We start from the raw sequence: 21,253 nt of genomic DNA on the forward strand, positions 1-21,253 counted from the left end.
ATGCCCAGGTGGCGGAATGGTAGACGCTACGGACTTAAAATCCGTTGGCTGTAATGGCCGTGCTGGTTCAAGTCCAGTTCTGGGCACCAGAAGCGCCCTTAGCTCAGAAGGTAGAGCAAATGGCTTTTAACCATTGGGTCAGAGGTTCGAATCCTCTAGGGCGTACCATTTCAGGTGACTGACTTAAAAAACAGGAGTTAATCCTGTTTTTTTTATATTCATTTTTGCTTAGTTAGTTTAACTCTGATTAGGTATGTAAATAAATTAATAAAAGCAATTATAATAAACCCAATTCATAAATAAGGCGATATATCCCCAATATCTTTAGCGCGTGATAAATTAGCTTTTTGGCCTAATAATGATGAAGAAAGTGAACCATAAGTAATAAAATTACGAGTTATTTTTTCTAATTCAAAACTTGCAAAAGTAATAAAATCCAACTTAATTTTAGGTCTAATATAGTTTCTATAAATTCAAAAATTAGTATATTTTAATTTTTTTAGTTCTAAAATTTTTGTTTCACTAACATTATTAATTGTTTGATATAAATTTCTTGATAAAGAAGCAGAACTATGAATTGCAAAAGCAAAAACAAAAGCAGCTGAAAATTCGTTAAATAGATTTGAAATTAATAAGAATAAAATAACTACTGGAATTGATCTTATAAAAATATTAAAATACTTATAAAACATTCCTAATGGTTTTCCTACCAATTTTTTAGCCATTAATAACATTCTAAAATAAGAGATAATGTAAACTAATATAAAAGTTAAAAAGACTAATGCAATTAATTGTAATAATATTCAAAAAATTCCATCATCACTAAAGTTTCAAGTTAATTGTGTTCAATCACCATGAAACATTTTCTTGAAAAAATATAAAGTTTCTGTTTTATGAAAATGTTGATTAGTTAAATTTTGAATTGTTATTATTGCTATTGTGATTCCAATGATAATAAAGAATAAAGCTAAAACTCTTTTAATTATTTTTTTATTATTATATTTTTTAAAACTAATGTTATTACTGCTTTTTGAGACAAAAAAGAATTTATTAAAATACTCACTAATAATTTCTAGTAAAAATAAAAAACTTACTAATATTAATAAAGGAACTAAAAGTTGTGAGTAATTAACTGGGTTTTCTTGTGGGTTAATAAGAATTCCCATTCCTAAATAACCTAAATTAGCTAAAATAGCAGATCATCTTAAATTTGTTTCGAAAGCATAAAAATAATAACTTATAAATTTCTTTCTTATTTGTGGTCAAATTTCAATTCAGAAAGCTCGAAATTTTGAACTTTTTGCTTTAGATATATGATAAAAGATATTAAAGTTAGCATTTTCTATCGTTTGTGAAAAATACTCATGTAATCAAAGTCAGGTAAATCAACAATAAATTAAACTAATAGCTAAATTTTTGTCAAATGAAATCTTAAATAAATATATAAAAAATAATTCAGGAAAAATTCTTAAGAAAATTACAAAAACTTTAACCGGTATTGCAATATATTTAGAATTAGTTTTCATATTAGAAAAATAAGCCGTTAAAAAAGCAAAAACAAAACCAAAAAAAGTACTTAAAAAAACTAATTTAATACTATTTCATAGGAAAGTAAATGAAATGTAAAATAGATTATGATTATATGTCGAACTAAAAGAACTAGGATTAAAAAAATCTTTTAAACTTTCAAAAAAAAGGCTCAAACCATTATTGGAAAAACTAAAATTTACAATATAAATTGAAATACTAATTAAAAAAGCAATAAAAACAAAAAAACCTATTTTTCAAAAAAGACGAAAAGGCCCTTTCTTCAAAATAGTGTTGTTTAATTGCAAATGTTCTCTAAAAAACCCATTTTTTAATGTCATTTTTAATTAAATATATTATCATAAGGTGAAATAACCTCTGTTTCTGGATTTTCAATTATTTTATAACCATTGAATCCGACAGTAGGTCCGTAATCATCCTTTTTATCCCTTCATATGTTAATTATAATATTTTTTAAAGCGTTTACTTCTTTTATTGAAAAAGCATTTTTATCAAGGGCAATTATGTTATATTTCAAAGGATCTGTTGCTGTTAAAAATTCAATCTTAACATTTGCATCCTCAGGAGTATAGTAAACACCTTTTTTATTATTTGTATATGCAAAAGAAGCAAGTTCATCAAAAACAATGTGATATTTTTTAAGTGCTCCCTTAGCAATATTTTTTGCCTTATCTACTGTATATTTATCTGAGTTATGTAATTTATCTTCGGCAAATGAAACAAATTTATCTCCCTCTAAATTAAAATGTTTTTTAAATAAAGCTTCTTGCAAAATGTATTTTGATCCGCTTGTTTGTTTTCCAGTTATTATTCCGAAATTTCTAAAAGTATTTCAATCTTTTGCAACTCAAGCATTTTTGATTGCTTCCCTTTCTTCTTCTGTTCCTTGAATCATTACTAAACCACGATAATGTTCAACTAATTCATCTTCGTCACCATAAAAATATTTATATATGTTGCCATCTCATTGATATTCTTCATTTGTTCATTCAGCATAAGGTTTAGCATCAAATAAATCTTGCAGATTTTTAGCAATTTTTCTTAATTTATCATTTTCAGATCCATCACTATATTTATCTTCAAAATTCTTGTCAAATTTAAAAGCTCTTGTCATTGTTTGAAGAATTGGAAGAATATTATTATTTTTTAAGTTTTTACTTTGTAAAACAAACAGAGGTGTAGTTAAAACTGCAATACTACTAGTTCCTTTTTTTATTAAAGAAACTAGGTCATTATTTTCTGCAATGTATTTAACTTCACTTTCGCTTTTTCTTTTAGTTTGTTTTTCAAACTCTTTAATAATTTCTTTGAAAAAATTATGTTCGTTATTTCCGAATCATGGTGCATTAACAGCAAAGTTTAATACTGTTTTTTTATTGATATCATCTTTTTGATTACATGATGCTGCTATTAAAGGTGCTGATAATAATAAAGCACCTGATGTTAAAAGTAAACTAATTTTTTTGTGTTTCATATGTTTATAAAAAAATCCCTTCATATTCTTTAGATACAAAGGGATGCTAAAAAAAGAAACTCACTACGCCAGCATAACCTGGATCAGCTAATGAGGGTATTTCTCAGCTTAAAGCACCCCTGTTCTGTAAAAAATTTTATATTAAATTTTAAAAGTTTTTTAATCTTATCTTCTTTTATAAAGATATATTAAATTTTAAATTTTAAAATATATAATTTAATATATTAATAAAGAGGTGTAATGAATTATTCAATTAATCAAATAATAAAGGCTAAGGTGATAAAAGTTTCAAAAAAAGTTGTTACTTTTATTACTAAAGAAGCAACAATTGGCTATTTAAATATTTCAGAAGTTAGTGATTATTTTGTTAATGATTTAAGTTTAATGTTTAAGTTAAATGAAATAAAAGAACTTAAGATTATTGAAATCTTACCAAATTCAGAATTGTTATTATCTTTCAAACAAATTCATCCAAAGGAATTACGTAATCCCTTTAAATTTAAATTAGATAAGAAGGAAGCAAAATTTGATTCATTATTAGATTTTACAAATAAAGGAATTAATTATGGCGATTAAAAGTAAAATTAATTTTATTTCCGATAAAGTGATTCAACCCGAAGTATTTGAAGGTAAATATAAAGAAATTATTAATAATTTAAATCAAAAAATTGCACTTAAGGAAGTGGTTGGACAGAAAAATTTAGGTTTTTTTGAAGTTGATAAATGTATTCAAAAAAACGACTATCTAAAAATTAAGAACATTGTTAAGTTTTTTTGAAATGAGAAAATTGACACTTTAGTTGTTATTGCTCCTAGACATATTTGTATGCAATCTGAAGGAATCATTAATTTAGCAAATTCAAGTGCAAAGAAAAACAAAAAGATAGAAATTATTTTTGTTGATGAAAGCTATGATGGAATTGATGTAGCTAAATTAATTCAATATTTAGAAAATAGGTCATTTGCTATTAATATTATTTCTCAAAATGGCGAAGATTTTGAAAGTCTAATTATTTTTAGAGAATTAATTTCCTTACTTAATAATCAAGTTGGAAGAAATAATGCTATAAAATATATTTTTGTAACAACTAATAATAATTATGGAAAGTTATTTAACTTAGTGCAAACGAGAAAATATCATCATCTAGTTTTATTAGATAATACTACTGAAAGATTTTTAAATTATTCAGCTGCAGTTTTATTACCAATAGCTTGTGCTAATATTGATATTGATGAGTATATAGAAGGAGCAAAAGAAGCTAACGAATTCTATAGTAATACTTCTTTAGAAAATAATCCGGCTTATAAATATGCTCTAGTTAGATATATTTTTAATAAGCAAACAAAAAATCGTGATGAGAAAGACATTTTTTCATTAGAAAATATTATTGTTGGATCAAAAACTTATAAAGCCTTTGCTGATCTTTTTTCAATGTATTTAAATTCAACTTCATATCGAAGTTATCGGGGGATTTGTGTTAATTCATATATTCAACCTTCTGAGACAAAAGCAAATGCTAATCTTTTTTTTAACAAACAAAGAAAGATGTTTGATACACATTTAATTATTAAAAATCCTTTATATGATTTTAATATTGCTATAACAAGTGACATTGAAGGTGATGATTTAAGTTTCTTAATGAAACAAACTTATAATAAAATAAATAAATTGTTAAATCAAGTTGTAAAAGATTACCATTTAATCAATCAAATACCATTTCTTGAAATTCTTATCGAGGACTTGGAAGATAAAACTCTGGGTTGATTAATAGCATTTATTCACCGGGCTGCAATTATGAGTTCTTATTTAATGAAGTTAGATCCTTTTGAAGATTTTGGATTAAAGACTTATAATATTGAGATGAATAAAAAAATTACAGATTTAATTGGAGGAAATAAAAATGACTAAAATTGGAATTATTGGTGTTGGAGCAGTAGGATCTTCTTTTCTATATGCTTCTTTAAATAAATGAATTGAGGCTGACTATGTGTTGGTTGATGCTTTTGTTGAATATGCTAAGGCACAAGCAAAAGATTTAAATGATGCTGCTTGTTCAATGGCAAATAATGGTTCAACATTCAAAGCAGGTGGTTATGAAGATTTAAAAGATGCGGAAATTGTTGTAATTACAGCTTCTGTAAAACCAAAAGATGGTGTTCTTAAAGATAGATTAGAATTATTAACAGATAATGCTAAATTAATTGCTGATATTGCTACAAAAATTAAAGACTCAGGTTTTAAGGGAATAACTATTATTGCTTCTAATCCAGTTGATATTATGGCTTCTGTTTACCAACAAGTTACTAAATTTGAAGCATGTAAAGTTATTTCATCTGGTACAATCCTTGAAACAGCAAGAATGAAAAAATTCTTATCAGAAAAAATAAATGTTAAAGCAGGTTCAATTACTGGCTTTGTTATCGGTGAACACGGAGCAAGATGTTTAATCCCTTTTTCAAAAATGAGAATTGGACTAGGGTCATTAAAAGACTGATTAGCAAACGGAACTATTACAAGAGAATGATTAGATAATTTGAACCAAAAAGTTAAAGATGAGGCTTTTGAAATTATTACTGGAAAAGGAATAACTAACTTCGGAATTGGTGAAAACTTGGCAGAAATAACTCAATCAATTTTAACTGACCGTCAATCAGTATATTCATTAGGTGTTAAGCTACCAAAAGAATATACAAATAGTGGAATTTATTTTGGACTACCTGTTATTTTGGGAAAAAACGGTTATCGTCATTTACCAAAAATAAGATTAGAAATTGATGAACAAATTATGTTTGATACTTATTCAAAAGAAATGAAAGAAACTGTTTTACAAATTTTAAATAATTTAGGTATTGAACCAGATTTTTAATAAAAAATATATAGTAAATTTCAATTTGAATCACCCAACTTAAAATTGGCAAAATTGAAATTTGCTATATTTATTTTTATTTTTTATTTTAATTATAATATTTGATATGAAAAATATAGATTTTGTTAATTACTCAGGTTCTTACCAAAAAGATAAAAAACTTGTTTTAAAAGAATTAAATTTATCAATTAAAAAAGGTGATATGATTGCAATTATTGGTAAGTCCGGAGCTGGAAAAACAACAATTTTTAATGCGATTTTAAAACAACTGCAAACAAAGTCAGGAAATATTTTTATTAAAGAATCTGATATTGATAAATTAACTAATAAACAATGAAAAAACGTTGTTAAAAAAATTGGTTATCTTTCGCAAGAAACTAATTTGATTGAAGATTTAAATATTTATGAAAATATTCTTCATTTTTATCCATCATATAAAAACAAATTTTTTGCTTTTTTTAGAATACTAACTAAAAAACAAAAAACAGAAATTTTTGAAGTCTTAGAAAGTTTAAACATATTAGATAAGATTTTCACTAAGGTGTCTGATCTTTCGGGTGGACAAAAACACCGTGTTGAAATTGCTAAACTGTTATTAAAAAAAGTAGAGATTATTTTAGCTGATGAACCAACTTCATCTTTAGATATTAAAACATCAAAAGATATTATGAATATTCTAAAAGGTATTAATAAAAACTACAAAACAACAATTTTAGTTAATATTCATGATCTAAATATTATTCAAAGGTTTTTTACAAAATATATTTTTATTCGGAATGGTGAATTAATTCAAATTGGAAATCCTAAAGACTTAACAAAAAAAGAGATGGAAAAATTATACGAATCATAGTTATAAACAACACGTTTATAACTTTTTTAATTTTTAATTAACTCTTTGGGGTAAAATTTATACATAAAATGAAAGGTGACTTAATGGAAGTGCAAAGTAGCGATCGAACTAGTAAACAAAATGTGTTTTCACTAAGCACATTTTGTTAATCGTTTAAAAGCACCCCTTTGTCAATAATAAAAAAGGAGGTAACATGAGTAAAAAAACTAATATTCAACTTTTAGAAAATAAAAATTCAAAGTTAAGTAAACAAGATTTAAAGAGAAATTTAGTTAATCAAAGATTATTAGAAGCTTCAGATGCTGATTTAGATTTCTTATATAACAAATACAATACTTCTAAATATGGTATTTCAAACGAAGACCAAGTTGAAGAAAATAGAGATCAATATGGTGTTAACAAGATTACTAAAAAAGGATCTGACACTGTAGGTAAAAGATTAGTTAGATCTTTCTTTAACTTATTTAATATTATTCTTTTTGTGTTAGCTATTGTTTCAGCTGTTGTTGATATTATTTTGCCAATTACACAATCAAAGAAAGATGAAGTTAATTATATAACTGTTGTTATTATTTTGATTATCGTTTTTGCAAGTAGTATTATTCATTTTATCCAGGAACAAAAATCTGCTTCAAGCGCTAATAAATTAATTGAAATTATTGAAACAACGTGTCTTGTTGAGAGAAATGGAGTTTTAAAGGAAATTCCAATGGATGAAATTGTTGTGGGTGATATTGTTCACTTAGCAGCCGGAGATATAATTCCTGGTGATGTTCGTATTTTATCTGCAAAAGACTTATTCGTTTCACAATCTTCACTAACCGGAGAAAGTGATGCAATAGAAAAATACGGAGATATTGATAAAAGCAAAAGTTATGATAATATTACTGATCGTCCTAATCTTGCTTTCATGGGTTCAAATATTATTTCAGGTTCAGCAAAAGCAATCGTTTTAGTTGTCGGAAATGATACTTTTATTGGTAAAGTTGCATCTAAACTTAATGAAAAACAAGTTCCTACTAATTTTGAAAAAGGAATTAAGAAGATTTCGATAATGTTAACAATTATTATTGCATCAGTTATTCCTGTGGTATTTTTAATTGTTGGATTAATGCACCAAAAATTAGAAGGTAATGCGGCTTGAATAAATGCTTTATTGTTTGGGATTTCTATTGCCGTCGGTTTAACACCAGAGATGCTTCCAATGATTGTAACCGCTTGTTTATCAAAAGGTTCAATGGCTATGGGAAAAGCCAAAACAATCGTTAAAAATATTAATTCTATCCAAAACTTTGGAGCAATGGATATCTTATGTACTGATAAAACTGGTACTATAACTCAAGATGAAATTATTTTAGAACGTCATCTAGATGTTAATGGTAAAGAAGATGCCCATGTTTTAAAATATGCATTTTTAAATTCATATTATCAAACAGGCTTAAAAAATTTACTTGATAAATCAATTATTAACCGTACTTTAGATTTAGCTGATGAAGAAAAATCTTTAGATAATTTAGAACTTCATTATTTAAAAATTGACGAGGTTCCTTTTGATTTTAATAGAAAAAGAATGTCTGTTCTTGTTAAATCATTAAAAAATGATAAGGTAACTTTAATTACTAAGGGCGCAGTTGAAGAAATTATTAATGTATGTAACAAAATTTATTTAGATGGAAAAGTAGTGCCTTTAGATAGAAAGGTTGTACGTAAAGTTTTAAATAAAGTAGAAGAATTTAGTGAAGAAGGTATGAGAGTTGTTGCTGTCGCTTCAAAGAAATCTCATATTGATGCCGTTGGTAAATTAAGTGTTGCCGATGAAAAAGATATGACATTAATTGGTTATTTAACCTTCCTTGACCCACCAAAAGATTCAGCGGAAGATGCAATTAAAAAGCTACATAATTTAGGTGTTGAGGTTAAGATTCTAACCGGAGATAATCCATTAGTAACTAAAGCTGTTTGTTCTAAAGTAGGAATTCCTTATGAAAGAATTTTATTAGGTAAAGATATTTCAAAATTATCGGACACCGAATTAGCAATTGAGGTTGAAAAAACACAAATATTTGCAAAATTAAGTCCTGATCAAAAAGCAAGAATTATTACCATCTTAAGAAAAAATGGGCATGTTGTTGGTTATATGGGAGATGGTATTAATGACGCACCAGCAATGAAAGTAGCAGACGTTTCTATTTCTGTAGATACAGCTGTTGATATTGCTAAAGAATCAGCAAATATAATTCTTTTAGAAAAAGATTTAAATGTTTTAGCAACTGGAATAATTGAAGGAAGAAAAACTCACGCTAATATTAATAAATATATTAAAATGACAGTATCTTCAAACTTCGGAAATATCTTTAGTGTTGTTATTGCTTCAGCAATGTTACCTTTTATCCCAATGGCACCAGTACAAATTATTTTCTTAAATTTAATTTACGACTTTTGTTGTGGAACGATACCATGGGATAATGTTGATAAAGAATTTATTCAATCACCGCGGCAATGGGGACATAAGTCAATCTGGCGCTTTATGTTATGGTTTGGACCAGCAAGTTCAATTGTAGATATCATGGCATTTTGTTTATTATTCTTTGTAGTTATACCAAATGCAATTAAAGGTTCGACATTTAGTAGTATTAGTGATTATACTAAATTGACACCAGAAGAACAAAAAGCATTTAAATTAATGTTCTGATCTGGTTGATTAGTAGTTTCAATGTGAACTCAAACATTTGTAATTCATTTATTAAGAACAGATAAAGTTCCAATGTTTAAATCAAATGCCTCGACACCAGTTATTATTTCCACATTAGTTGGTGTTGGTATAGTTACAGCACTTCCTTATATTCCAAAAGTAAATGATTCACTACAATTATCACCATTACCAGCAGAATTTTTTGCTTGATTAGCGCTTTTATTATCTACATATACTATTTTAGTTTTAATAACAAAGAAAATATATAAGAGAATATACAAACAATTTTTATAATCATTAAATAAGCCTTTAATAGGGCTTATTTTTAAATTATTCTAATTTTAAAAACAAAAGTAGCAAAAACATTAACTTTAATATTTAATATATTAAAATTTATATGTAAAAATTAAAAAAAGGAATAATTAAAAAAGATAAAATGAATAAAGCAGAAGACAATGTAATTATTTTTGGAATGGATAATTCCCAAAAATTAGCTAAAGAAATTGGAAAGTACTTAAATAAGGAAATTAAACCAATTAATAAAATAGTTTTTGCTGATGGTGAACAACTTATTTACCCTGAAGAAACAGTAAGAAACAAAACAGTTTTTATTATCAATAATACCGGTAAACCAGTTAATGACAATTTAATGAGTTTATTAATTTTTATTGACTCATTAAAAAGAGCAAGTGCTAAAAGAATTATTTGTGTAACTACATATTATGGATATGCAAGACAAGACCGTAAAACAAGTGGTAGACATCCAATTACTGCAAAATTAGTTGCAGATTTATTAGAAACAGCTGGAGCAGACAAACTTATTACTTTAGATTTACATAATGCTTCAATACAAGGTTTCTTTAATATTCCCGTTGATGATTTAAGAGGCCAATTTATTTTTTCAAAAGAATTAAGAGGAAGAAAAGACAAATTTGTTATTGTTTCACCTGACCACGGTGGAGCTGTAAGAGCAAGACAATTGTCAGAATTACTAGATAGTGATGAACAGATTGCAATTATTGATAAAAGAAGAACCGGTCCTAATGTTTCTGAAATTATGGGTGTGTTAGGTAACGTTAAGGATAAAAATGTAATTATTTTTGATGACATTATTGATACTGGCGAAACAATTATTCATGCAGCTGAAACCTTAAAGGCACAAGGAGCAAAGAAAATTATTATTGCTGCAACTCATGGCTTATTTTCAAGAGGTTTTGAAATGTTTGAAAATAACCCAATTATCGATGAGGTAATTATTACAAATTCAACTGATCACTCTCATCTTTCACATTTTAAAAAATTAAAAGAATTATCAATGGCTGAATTTTTAGGATTAGTTATCGAAGCAAATATTAATAATACTTCAATTAGTGAAATTTATGAAGACTATAGCAACGGAAGAGTTTAATAATTTAATTAATGAATATTTAGGAGAAACTAATAATGAAATAGTTTCTAAACTTTGAGTCTATTATTCTTTAATAGAAGAAGAAAACCAAAAATATAATTTAACCGGATTTTATGGTGAAAAACTGATAAAAGAAGGGATTATTGAATCAATATTAATTTTTAAAAACATTAATGATCAGATTTTGAACTTAAATCAAAAAAATGTTTTAGACATAGGTTCAGGTGCAGGTTTTCCTATTATTCCTTATTTTATTTATAATTCAAATTTTGATTTAACTATTTATGAACCAATGCAAAAACGAGTTAACTTTTTAAATTTGGTTATTTCAAAATGTAATTTAAAAAATGTTAGAGTTCTTAAATTAAGAGCTGAAGATTCAAAAGAATATGAAACTTTTGATTTTATTAGCGCTAGAGCGGTTTCTGAATTAAAAAACTTAGTAGAAATATCTCACCATTTAGGTAAATTAAATTCTACATTTTGTTTTTTAAAATCAACTAGTTTTCAGAAGGAAATTGATAATTCAAGTTTTATTCAAAACAATTTAAAGATTAAATATAATGCTTTAGATTTAAAAACTTTTTTTAGTATAAATAACGTCCTAGTTTATTATCAAAAAACTTCAAAAACACCAGATTTTATTCCAAGGAAATGAGCTTTAATTATTAAAGATAATCTTAAAAAATAATGAAAAAACTTACTTTTTTTAATAAAGTAGGTTTTTATTTTTTATTTCTTTTTTCTTCTTTATTAAATAAATTATTTAATAAACTATATAATTGTACTATCCAAACATGGAAAGGTAAATTATGAAAAGACTATTTAAAGAAGTTTTTAGATCTTTAGCTAAAAACAAGGTTACATTAGTTTGTTTAACAATACTAATATTTTTAACAACATTTTTATTTACATTATTAAATGATGTTAAAACCTCATATTCAAGAACAATTAATGCCTATGATAAGGTATCTAAATTACATGATCTAACGGTAGATTTAGATATTAATCCATCAGGAATTATCCCTCATCAAGGTTATAACCAAGTGGATAAAGATAACAACACATTAGTCAATTCACCAATACAATTTGAATCATCAAAAAATGGTTCAAATGTTTCGTATACAATTAATTTTCCAAGTGAAGATCAAAACTATATAAAAATTAAAGATACTATCGAAGGTTGAAATGTTGATGATAGCTATTATTTATTAACTGAAGACTTTTTAAAAATTTATTATGAACAATTATCTGGTCGAGTTACTAGTGTTAATTTTGAAATCAATAAAGAAAACCCTAACCCAAATAAAATTAGAGAATTTACTTTTTCAGGAGAAAATCGTAAATTTAGAGTATTTCGTAAAGAGGGAAATAAATATGTTTTAGTAACTAATAAAACTAAAATAAATAATGACGATACTATTACTTTAAAAAATAATGTTAAGTTAGGCGATATTTTAACTATTGCTTATGGTCCTAAGGGTCCTTTTGGTCAACAAACAGTAAAAGATTCTGTTATTGAAGCTTCTCCACTATTTTTGAATACCAAAACAAAACAAGCATCATTTTTAACCGAAGATTATGATAATTGAAAAGCTGAAGGTGTACTATATGTCATTTCTTCAGAAAAAGTATTAGAACTTATGGGTTTTGAAAAAGACCAAACAAATCAAAAATGATACTTTAAAGATAATTCTTATCAAAATGCAAAAATTAAACTTCAAAATGATAAACAAACAAATGAATGAAACGTTATTAATGAAGATAAGTTAATTAACACATTTAAATTAGGCGATTTTATTGATGCTAACAAAGTTGAATCAGACGCGCCTTTATTACAAGAATTACAATCTAATCAAATTTACAAAATTCCAGAAGATTGAATTAAAAGAACAGAAAAATTAGTTTCTTATAATTGATATCGTTATGTTTTAAATTGAAATGAATTAAAAGATGAAGAAAAATCAAACTGAAAAGGTTCATACTTCAAATTTATTGAACAATTTAGTAAAAACAATCCTAAAGAATATAAGACTAAATTATATTTCTCATATTGAGATAAAACCACAACAATTAAATATTCAATCGGTAATAAATACAAGCAAACATTTGTTCAAACCACTCCGATTGACAAAAATGATTTAAATATAACTTTTAAAGAAGCTTGAAATGGTGGAGAAAATAATAAGAATATTCCTCTTGAAAAGCAAAATCAAGAAAGAATAAATTTATGAAACATTAAACAAATCGAATTTAATGAGGTTTCAGATGCTGAACCAAGTGAAGAACAATTTTTATATGCTTCAAATGTTGAAAAATTAAATGAACACCAAAACTTTATTAGAAATGGTGCTTTAAATTTTGCTAGATCTTCAATTTTAAAAGATATCGAAAGCACTGTTGGAGCAGATAATTTGGGTATTAGAAAAACAATTACTGTCGAAACCGTTAATGAAGAAAATGCAAAGAAAAATGTATTTCACTTTGTTGATATGGGTGATAAAGATAAGAAAATTCTTGGATTTAAAAACAATGTTGGTAGATTATATAATGAAACTTTAAATCCTTCATTATTAAATTCAAGTATTTCAAATGAAAACGTTGATAAGTTTTTATTAAAACCAGATAAAAACAGTAATAAGATTCAAAAAATCCCTTCAGTTTATACAAGATCATTAGTAGAAGCGATTTTCAAAAACTTTACTCCTAATATCAATTACTTTAATGCCGATATAAGATTTGAAAATTATTATGACTTTTTAGAAAAAACAAAAATTCCAACATTGTTAAATGGCAAAATTTTAACTCTAACAACAGCTACACCTGAATTGAAAAGAAAATTTGGTTCAACTATTGTTGGAGCCATTGCTATGCCTCGCCCTAATAAATATGTGTTCTTAACACAAAGTAACATTGATGGATTTACAGATGAAATTGTTTGAAATAAAGTTTTAATTAATAATAAAGATTATTTAACTATTGATGAAGTGTATAACTACTTAGTTGAGCAAGATTATACTGTTCGTGGTGAAATTGGTCCAAATGGGTGAGCAGTAGTTAATAATCAGTTTAAAAACTCAATTAGTTTACCAATTGCTTTTGGATCTATTTCAAATGATTTAACAACCGAAATTACGCAAAAGAATACAATTAAAACATTAGTTGAACGTTTAAAATCAGTTTTTGTTGATACAGATTTAGCTAAATTATTTGATCGTAAAGATATTTATCGTTTATTCAAAGCTGTTTCTGATTCTGTTGAAGCTAATGGACTACATACGCTACTTGCTATTGGAAAAACAAACTCATTTATTTTAGAAAAAACATTATTAGATGTTATTAAGTTTTTAGTTAAGCCATTAAATCAAAAGAATAATCAAAACTTAGAATACATTAACATTAATGCAAATGCCTTTATTCATAATTTCTTTAATAAGATTTTCCAATACTTTAAGAAACAATATCTAGCCTCAGGTTCAACAACTGAAGAAAGAGATAATTATTTAGTTTCGCAAATTAATAAATTAAGTGCAATCTTTAATTTCTCAAAAGTTTACATTATTCCTCAATTAAAAATATCATTAAAAGATTTATTTATTTATGTAAAGGATAAAGAAAGAATTTTTGATATTTTAAGTAATATTGTTTCATCAATAGACTTTATTAAATTTTCAGCAATTATTAATGATTGATACGACCGTCATCCTTATAAACCTTTTACAGCGGTAAATGACACATATTGAACGATGTCACATGAAAGAATGATTATTTCATTATTAAGTTCTGTAAAGGAAAGTCAATTTAAAAATGCAATTAAAGATTTAATTAACTTAGTTGATTTTGGAAAAATTCTAAATCCAGATCAAACAAGCAGTTATTATTCAAAATGAGTTAATGCATACAAGAATGCAAACCAAGAATTAAGCAACGAAACCAAAGAACAAGCTAAGAAATTCTTTAAAGCTTTAGATGCTAACAAAAACGGTTCATATGCAAATATTAATGAAGGTTTATTTAGTATTTTTTCAAACATTAGTGTTGAACAATTTACAACTTCTTTAAATAAATTAATTAAGGTTAATAAATATCCAATTACAGCAAATAATAAAATTTATAATGACTATAATACAGAATATTTAAACCAATCTGATTATCTAGCTGCATTTATGTCTTCATTAAATTTAGCTAGGGAAAATGAAATTTCTTCAAGCAAGATTATTCAAATTCAAAATGCTTTAATTAAAATATTTAACTTCTCAAACAAAACAGATAATTTTATAAAAGAATTAAATATTGCTATTCCTACAACTGAAGAAGGTAAAGTTTCATTGCTTGATTTAGCAATCTTACCTAAATTAGCATTTCCAAATGATGTTAGTGAAGCTAGTGTTCCTTCTTCATATAATGTTCAAATAAATAAATACGATTTAGTTGATATTCAAAAAGTTATTTTTAAAGTAAATAAAGCAATTTCAAATAATGAATTATTAAAATTAACAAAATCAGAATTTGACTTTATCAAAAATGAAGCACTTATTAATGAAATTGAGCTAAATAATTTAGAAACATTATTAAGTAAGTTGGAACAATATTATAAATTTGTTCAATTATTGAAACTAAAAAATCTAAAACCAAAGAATAACAATTTTAATTTTGTTTTAGAAGATAATAACTTACAACCGGGTTCATATGGAGATTTAGCTTATTTATCAGCAATAATCGATGTTAATAATAAAGAAAAACAAGATGATATTGAAATCTTGAAGACATTACATAATTTATTAGCAAAATATTTTGCTTCATCATTTATGAGCGAAGGTGAAAACTCAATTATTAAGAATAATTTTATTCTATATAGTCTTTGAATTAAGCTTGCTTATTTCTTAAATAGAATAGAAAGACTAGAAGATAAAATAACAATTGATGAAAAAACTGGAAAAAGAATTATTGAAAAAAGATTTAATAAAACATTATCTTTTGCTCAAATTAAATTAGTTTTAAAAGAAATTTATAATTTAGCACTTAACCCAGAAATATCATCTAAGATGACTAATTATGATAAAGTTGTAAACCCAATTCCAAGTATGGGTGTTTTAGGTAGCGATAGCGAATATAAAGCCACTTTATTAAAAATTCCTTATGCACATGCACATACAAACTTAGCAAATAAAGAATTGGTTGAATTACTAAAAAACTCAACAGCAATTAATACCTTCAAATCTAATTTAGCTTATGCAGAAATTAAAGAAGATATTATAAATAAGATTTTAGATTTATTAGTTAAAAATTCAAACGAATTAACTTACAATTTTGGTTACATTGCTTCAGCTTCGCAAATGGCAACTTTCTATAACAGAAGTTTAGTCACTTTCTTAGATTCATTTTTAGCTACAAACGAAGAAAATACAGCAATAAAACCATTAATTAATAATGATTATGAATTTGATTTAGCATTTAAGATGGCAACACAAAATGCAAACTTAAGTAACCATTTATCCTTATTAAATATTCCTAAAAACTTATTAAATCCTTTAACTCTTTTAAGTTTCCCACAGATTCCTTTATATTATGCTTTAAGCCCTAATCCAAATGAGGGTAATCTTGCTTATATTGTTAAAAAGATGTTAAACAATTTAAAATCTTCAAATATTCAAGATATCCTATATCAAATTGAAGGACTAACTCAAAAATTCGATAGTTCAGTGCAATACATTGAATCAAAAAGCGATACTGCAGTTGATCTAGACTTATCAAACTTTAATTACTTATTTAACCAATTATTAACGGATGAAAACGGTAATGAACTAGAAATTTTTGGGATTAATGTTACTTCATCAATTAAAAAATCTCTTTACAAAATTATTGAACCAATTCAAATATCAAACTTAATTTCATATTCTGATTCTGGTTCATATGTAGCTAAAATTAACTATGGTTATGCTTCAAAAAATGGAAAAGAAGTATATACTGGTGACATTAGTAAATATTTATCAAACCCATATGCGATGCAATTATTTATTGCTTCTTTAGATAATAAATACAAGGTTAAGGTTAATACACAAGAATATTTAATTATCGGTATTGACTCAAGTGTTGATTATTTATATCCTGTAATTAACGAAGAAAATATTCAAGTTGATACTAATTCACAAGCGGTTGTTTATGTTAACTCAAAAGGATTTGAACGTATCTATTCAGCATATCCAACATTTGCTATTAAAACATATGCACTTGTTAAGGCCCCAACTGATGCAAGAGGAAGATTTTTAGAAAACAAAAACCCTGAACAACTTCAAAAACAATTTAGTGAAGATATAAATAGAATAAATCCAAACTCATTTAAGAAAGTATATTTAAGAGATGAGTTAGATAATATTAACCCTGAAAGAAAAATTAGAATTGTTACAATTAGATCAATTGTTAACTCAATTAAAAATGCAAATTTATATCTAATTACTGTTTTAACAATCCTAGTAGCTTTCATTATCTACTTTATTATGAAGAGATATATTGAAGCAAGAAACAAGGTTGTAGGTATTTTAAGAGCACAAGGTTATAAAACTTCAAAAATTGCGTTAGCATTTTGTGCTTTTGGTTGAATACCAGCAATTATCGGTTCATTAGGTGGATATATTCTAGGTTTTGCTCTTCAAAAACCGGCAATGAATGTTTTATCATCTTACTGAACACTGGAAAATAATATTATTCCGGTTCATGCACTGGCAATTTTAGGAACGACGATTATTCCATTTATTTTTGTCAGCTTATTAATCTTTATCATAACAGCTATTTCAGTTCGGAAAAAACCAATTGAATTAATGAGTGGATTAACTGAGGTTAGTGTTGGAAACTTTGCACAAAGAGTTTCGGCAATGTTTAGAAAATTACCAATCAAAGCAAGATTTATAGCTTCGATGGCATTAAATAATTTCTGAAAAATGTTTTCATTATTCTTAGCCTTTTCAACAACATCATTAATTTCAATGTTCTTCTTATCTTCAAATAATATTTTTAATAAAGCAATTACTAAAACATATAAAGACCGTTTATATAAATTTAAGTTAGATTTAGAAAGTCCAACAACTGAAGGTGGACCTTATGTAACTTATAATAAAGACGACATTAATTCATTATTATATGTTCCTAATGATTTAGCAGGAAATTCATCATCAAATGGAAGTCAATTAGATTACTCTAACCCTAACTTCTTAAGACCAGGTAGTTCATTTAATACCGACGTTATTCAACGTCCTTATGCACCAACGGTTTTAACTAAGTCATCACTAGATATTCTAATGGATTTATCTGTTGAGTTAAGTCCTTGAGACATTACATATGCAAATATGCCAGAAACACAAAGAGCCAGAGTAGCACAAATTTTCAAACGTGTTTCAAAACAAATGCAAAATACTCAATACTTAATTGATATTAAAAAATTAAAGAATAAAGAAAATTATTTAGATGTTAATGGTTCTTCAATAGACGATATTATTGCTGTAAATAATTTAGAAAAATTCCAGAAAGATTTAGCTGAAAATAAACCTGAAGATATGAGTAATAGAACCAGTTTCTTCTACTTCATTCATTCAGGAAGATATAAAAATGAACAAAACACTGGACGTATTAGTGAACAATTTAAATTTGTTGAATGAGATCCAGTAAATGAAACATACTATAAACCAAAAGCTGTTTCAACTTCAAGATATCGTCAAGAATATAGAAACTTCTTAGTTAATGCTTACCGTAAAATTGATCAGTTAGATTTCTTTGTATCATTTGGTGGTATTTATTGAAATAATACAACAAATGAAAAATACACTTATGCTAAAACATTGTACGACAATAAAGAAATGAAGATTTATGGATATTATGAAGATAGTAAGTTTATTTCAATGCATAATAATAAAAATGAAAATCTACAAGAAAAACTTGCTAAATATAAATATCAAGAAAATACACCAATTCCTTTAATTATTAACACTGTAGCTGAGAAAAAATACCGTTTATCAATCGGATCAAGAATTGAAGTAGAATTATTGAATCACGTTGATCGATTTAGCCATCGCGCTTTATTCCAGAAGGCTCCAAAAACTAAATATACATTTGAGGTTATTGATATTTCTGAAACATATATTAATACCGAAATGATTACAAGAAAAGATATCTTAGATAAGATTTTAGGTTATGATACTTTAACTAAACGTCTAAAAGATGCACGTAAACAAGAGTTAGTTAATGCAATTTATTTAAATCCAAGTAAAAAAGAAGAATTAACCAAACTATTCAATAGAAAATACGAAGCATTTAATGGTATCTTATCAAATGATATTACTCCTGTCCAAACCATTGATACATTAACAACATATTCATCAACCGGATTCTGAGGGGCTGCAGCAACATTCGAAGTAGATGGCGCTAGCGATCAAACTGTTTGAGAATTCTTTAAGAGAATATTTATTTCAGATGAAAATATTAACTACGTTTCAGTATATGAACATAATGTTAACGCTTATAATCAAGCTCACCCCGAAGCAAATTTAAATTACAAAGATGTTTTATTTAAATTATTAAATATTAACGAAACAAAATTCCAAAAAATTGTTAAGGAAGCTAATTCGAATGAAGAATTTAAGAATATGGCACGTTCTATTCTAACTAAATTCTATGGAACACAACCAGATACAATTTATGGTAAAAATATAATGTTTGGTGCTTCATTTGATGTTAATAGTAAAGACATTGAAGCAGGATTTATTTCTGGAATTTCAGAAACTGTTAATATTATTTTAATTGCATTTATTGTTATGTCATTATTAATCTCAATTATCATTTTAATTGTTATTACAAACATTATGATTGCATCTAACCAAAGATCAATAGCAACATTCTCAGTATTAGGTTATACAAACCGTGAAAAAATTTCATTATTCTTTGCTAACTTTGTTCCAACAATTATCTTTGCCTGCTTATTAATGATTCCTGTTACATTATTATTAATATCAGTCTTTAATGCATTTATGATGGCGACATCACAAATTATTCTTCCACTAGTTTTACATTACTCAACAATTATTATTTCAGCAACAATTTGCTTAACAGTATTTATCTTAACATCTATGGCAACATGAAAGAGTTTAAATAAAGTTAAAGCTGTTGATGCTCTGAAAGGAAAATAATGCCAAGAAAAAATAAAAAAGATTTACATAATAATTTAAATGAATTAAATCCAATTGAAATTCATAAACACGATAAACCTTTTGAAATTCAAGACGAAGGTTTAACTGTTAAAGTGTTGGATAAAAATACTTTAAAACAATATAAATTAGCTAATAACAAACCACGTAAAAAAGATGGATTAGAAAAAGAAAAAAATTCTGAAGGTAATATTGTTGAAGTTAGCGACGTTAAAAAAACTTATTTATCAGGTAATGTTGCAACTGATGTTTTAAAAGGTATTTCTTTCTCAATTAAAAAAGGTGAAATTGCAATTTTATATGGTAAATCTGGTTCAGGAAAATCAACACTTTTAAATATAATTAGTGCTTTAGACCGTCCTACCAGTGGTAAGGTTATTGTTAATGATGTTAACTTACCTTACTTAAGTGATTCAAAACAAACACTTTTTAGAAGAAACAACATTTCATTTATTTTCCAAAATTATAATTTATTGCAAAATTTAAATAGTTATGACAATGTTGAAACTGGTGCATACTTACAAAAAGATAAAGCAAAACATTTAGATATTAAAAAGTTATTTAAAGATTTTGATTTAGAACAATGTATGTTTAAATATCCATCACAAATGTCTGGGGGGCAACAACAACGGGTATCAATTCTAAGAGCTATTGCTAAAAACGCTGATATCTTAGTAGCTGATGAGCCAACTGGGGCCCTTGATGAAAAAACTGGTCAAATTGTTTTAAAAATTTTACAAGAAATTAATCGTGATTACGGAACAACAATAATCATTGTTTCTCATGACCCTGATGTAGCTCAAATGGCTGATAAAGTTATTTATTTAGAATTAGGTCACATTAAAGATATAATATTACAAGATCGTAAATGATTAATTGAGAAAAATAAAAAGGAGATTTAAATGGATATAATAACAATAGTATTTTTAATTCTATCTTTTGGACTTTCAGCATTAGTAATTACTATTTCTGCTTTCCTATTTAAAAAACCAATTAAGAAAGCTTTAATTACTACCTCATATTGTTCATTATCAGCATTATTACCAATTCTAATTTTCCTATTAGTTTTAGTTTCATACTTTACTAAGGTTTTATTAGTATTTTGCATTTTAGCAATATTTACTATAATAGTATCTGGAATTATTTTCCTAATAGCAAGAATTCTTGACTGAAAAAGAAGCGCTGAAAATAAATCGAAAAGATAAAAAATAAAAAAAGAA

At 25.9% G+C, this 21,253-nt stretch carries 12 protein-coding genes, 2 tRNA genes and 1 riboswitch; of the genes, 12 read left to right on the forward strand and 2 right to left on the reverse strand.

Annotated features, from left to right (window positions below):
• Positions 1-2: 2 nt before the first annotated feature.
• Positions 3-89, forward strand: a tRNA-Leu gene (locus ACQW0Y_RS00310).
• 3 nt (positions 90-92) lie between these two features.
• A tRNA-Lys gene (locus tag ACQW0Y_RS00315) sits at positions 93-168 on the forward strand.
• Positions 169-212: 44 nt separating this feature from the next.
• Here ACQW0Y_RS00315 and ACQW0Y_RS00320 read toward each other — a convergent pair.
• Both ACQW0Y_RS00320 and cypl read right to left on the reverse strand, forming a co-directional pair.
• Positions 213-1,526 carry an ABC transporter permease subunit gene (locus tag ACQW0Y_RS00320; RefSeq protein WP_427867213.1) on the reverse strand — a complete coding sequence of 438 codons (1,314 nt, stop codon included), beginning with the start codon at positions 1,524-1,526 and terminating at the stop codon, positions 213-215.
• Between the two features lie 344 nt (positions 1,527-1,870).
• Complete coding sequence (gene cypl / locus ACQW0Y_RS00325) at positions 1,871-3,022, reverse strand: ABC transporter thiamine pyrophosphate-binding lipoprotein p37/Cypl (RefSeq protein ID WP_427867214.1); 1,152 nt, start codon at positions 3,020-3,022, stop codon at positions 1,871-1,873.
• Positions 3,023-3,065: 43 nt separating this feature from the next.
• A riboswitch (TPP riboswitch) is annotated at positions 3,066-3,153 on the reverse strand.
• A 109-nt stretch (positions 3,154-3,262) separates the two neighbouring features.
• On the opposite strand from cypl, the gene ACQW0Y_RS00330 reads away from it, so the two are divergent.
• The 10 genes from ACQW0Y_RS00330 (at position 3,263) to ACQW0Y_RS00375 (ending at position 21,238) form a co-directional block, all read left to right on the forward strand.
• On the forward strand, positions 3,263-3,598 hold the full coding sequence (locus ACQW0Y_RS00330; protein ID WP_427867215.1) for a hypothetical protein: 336 nt from the start codon (positions 3,263-3,265) through the stop codon (positions 3,596-3,598).
• Positions 3,588-4,931, forward strand: coding sequence for a glucose-6-phosphate isomerase (locus tag ACQW0Y_RS00335; protein WP_427867216.1), 1,344 nt, complete (start codon positions 3,588-3,590; stop codon positions 4,929-4,931). The genes ACQW0Y_RS00330 and ACQW0Y_RS00335 overlap by 11 nt, the downstream gene beginning before the upstream one ends.
• The gene (locus ACQW0Y_RS00340) at positions 4,924-5,889 is read left to right on the forward strand and encodes a lactate/malate family dehydrogenase (protein WP_427867217.1); all 966 of its coding nucleotides are present in this window, start codon (positions 4,924-4,926) and stop codon (positions 5,887-5,889) included. Before ACQW0Y_RS00335 ends, ACQW0Y_RS00340 begins: the two co-directional genes overlap by 8 nt.
• 106 nt (positions 5,890-5,995) lie before the next feature.
• A complete protein-coding gene (locus tag ACQW0Y_RS00345) occupies positions 5,996-6,739 on the forward strand; it encodes an ATP-binding cassette domain-containing protein (protein WP_427867218.1) in 744 nt (247 codons plus the stop codon).
• 193 nt (positions 6,740-6,932) lie between these two features.
• Positions 6,933-9,725, forward strand: a complete 2,793-nt coding sequence (gene mgtA / locus ACQW0Y_RS00350; protein WP_427867219.1) for a magnesium-translocating P-type ATPase — start codon at positions 6,933-6,935, stop codon at positions 9,723-9,725.
• A 142-nt stretch (positions 9,726-9,867) separates the two neighbouring features.
• A complete protein-coding gene (locus tag ACQW0Y_RS00355) occupies positions 9,868-10,839 on the forward strand; it encodes a ribose-phosphate pyrophosphokinase (protein WP_427867220.1) in 972 nt (323 codons plus the stop codon).
• Positions 10,811-11,530 carry a 16S rRNA (guanine(527)-N(7))-methyltransferase RsmG gene (rsmG, locus tag ACQW0Y_RS00360; RefSeq protein WP_427867221.1) on the forward strand — a complete coding sequence of 240 codons (720 nt, stop codon included), beginning with the start codon at positions 10,811-10,813 and terminating at the stop codon, positions 11,528-11,530. Before ACQW0Y_RS00355 ends, rsmG begins: the two co-directional genes overlap by 29 nt.
• A gap of 121 nt (positions 11,531-11,651) precedes the next feature.
• A complete protein-coding gene (locus ACQW0Y_RS00365) occupies positions 11,652-20,015 on the forward strand; it encodes an FtsX-like permease family protein (protein ID WP_427867222.1) in 8,364 nt (2,787 codons plus the stop codon).
• The gene (locus ACQW0Y_RS00370; RefSeq protein ID WP_427867223.1) at positions 20,015-20,935 is read left to right on the forward strand and encodes an ABC transporter ATP-binding protein; all 921 of its coding nucleotides are present in this window, start codon (positions 20,015-20,017) and stop codon (positions 20,933-20,935) included. Before ACQW0Y_RS00365 ends, ACQW0Y_RS00370 begins: the two co-directional genes overlap by 1 nt.
• Positions 20,936-21,238 (forward strand): hypothetical protein, encoded by a 303-nt coding sequence (locus ACQW0Y_RS00375; RefSeq protein ID WP_427867224.1) that lies wholly within the window; start codon positions 20,936-20,938, stop codon positions 21,236-21,238.
• Positions 21,239-21,253: the final 15 nt, after the last annotated feature.

This window comes from Mycoplasmopsis arginini, from assembly GCF_965278885.1.
GTDB lineage: Bacteria > Bacillota_I > Bacilli_A > Mycoplasmatales > Metamycoplasmataceae > Metamycoplasma > Metamycoplasma arginini_B.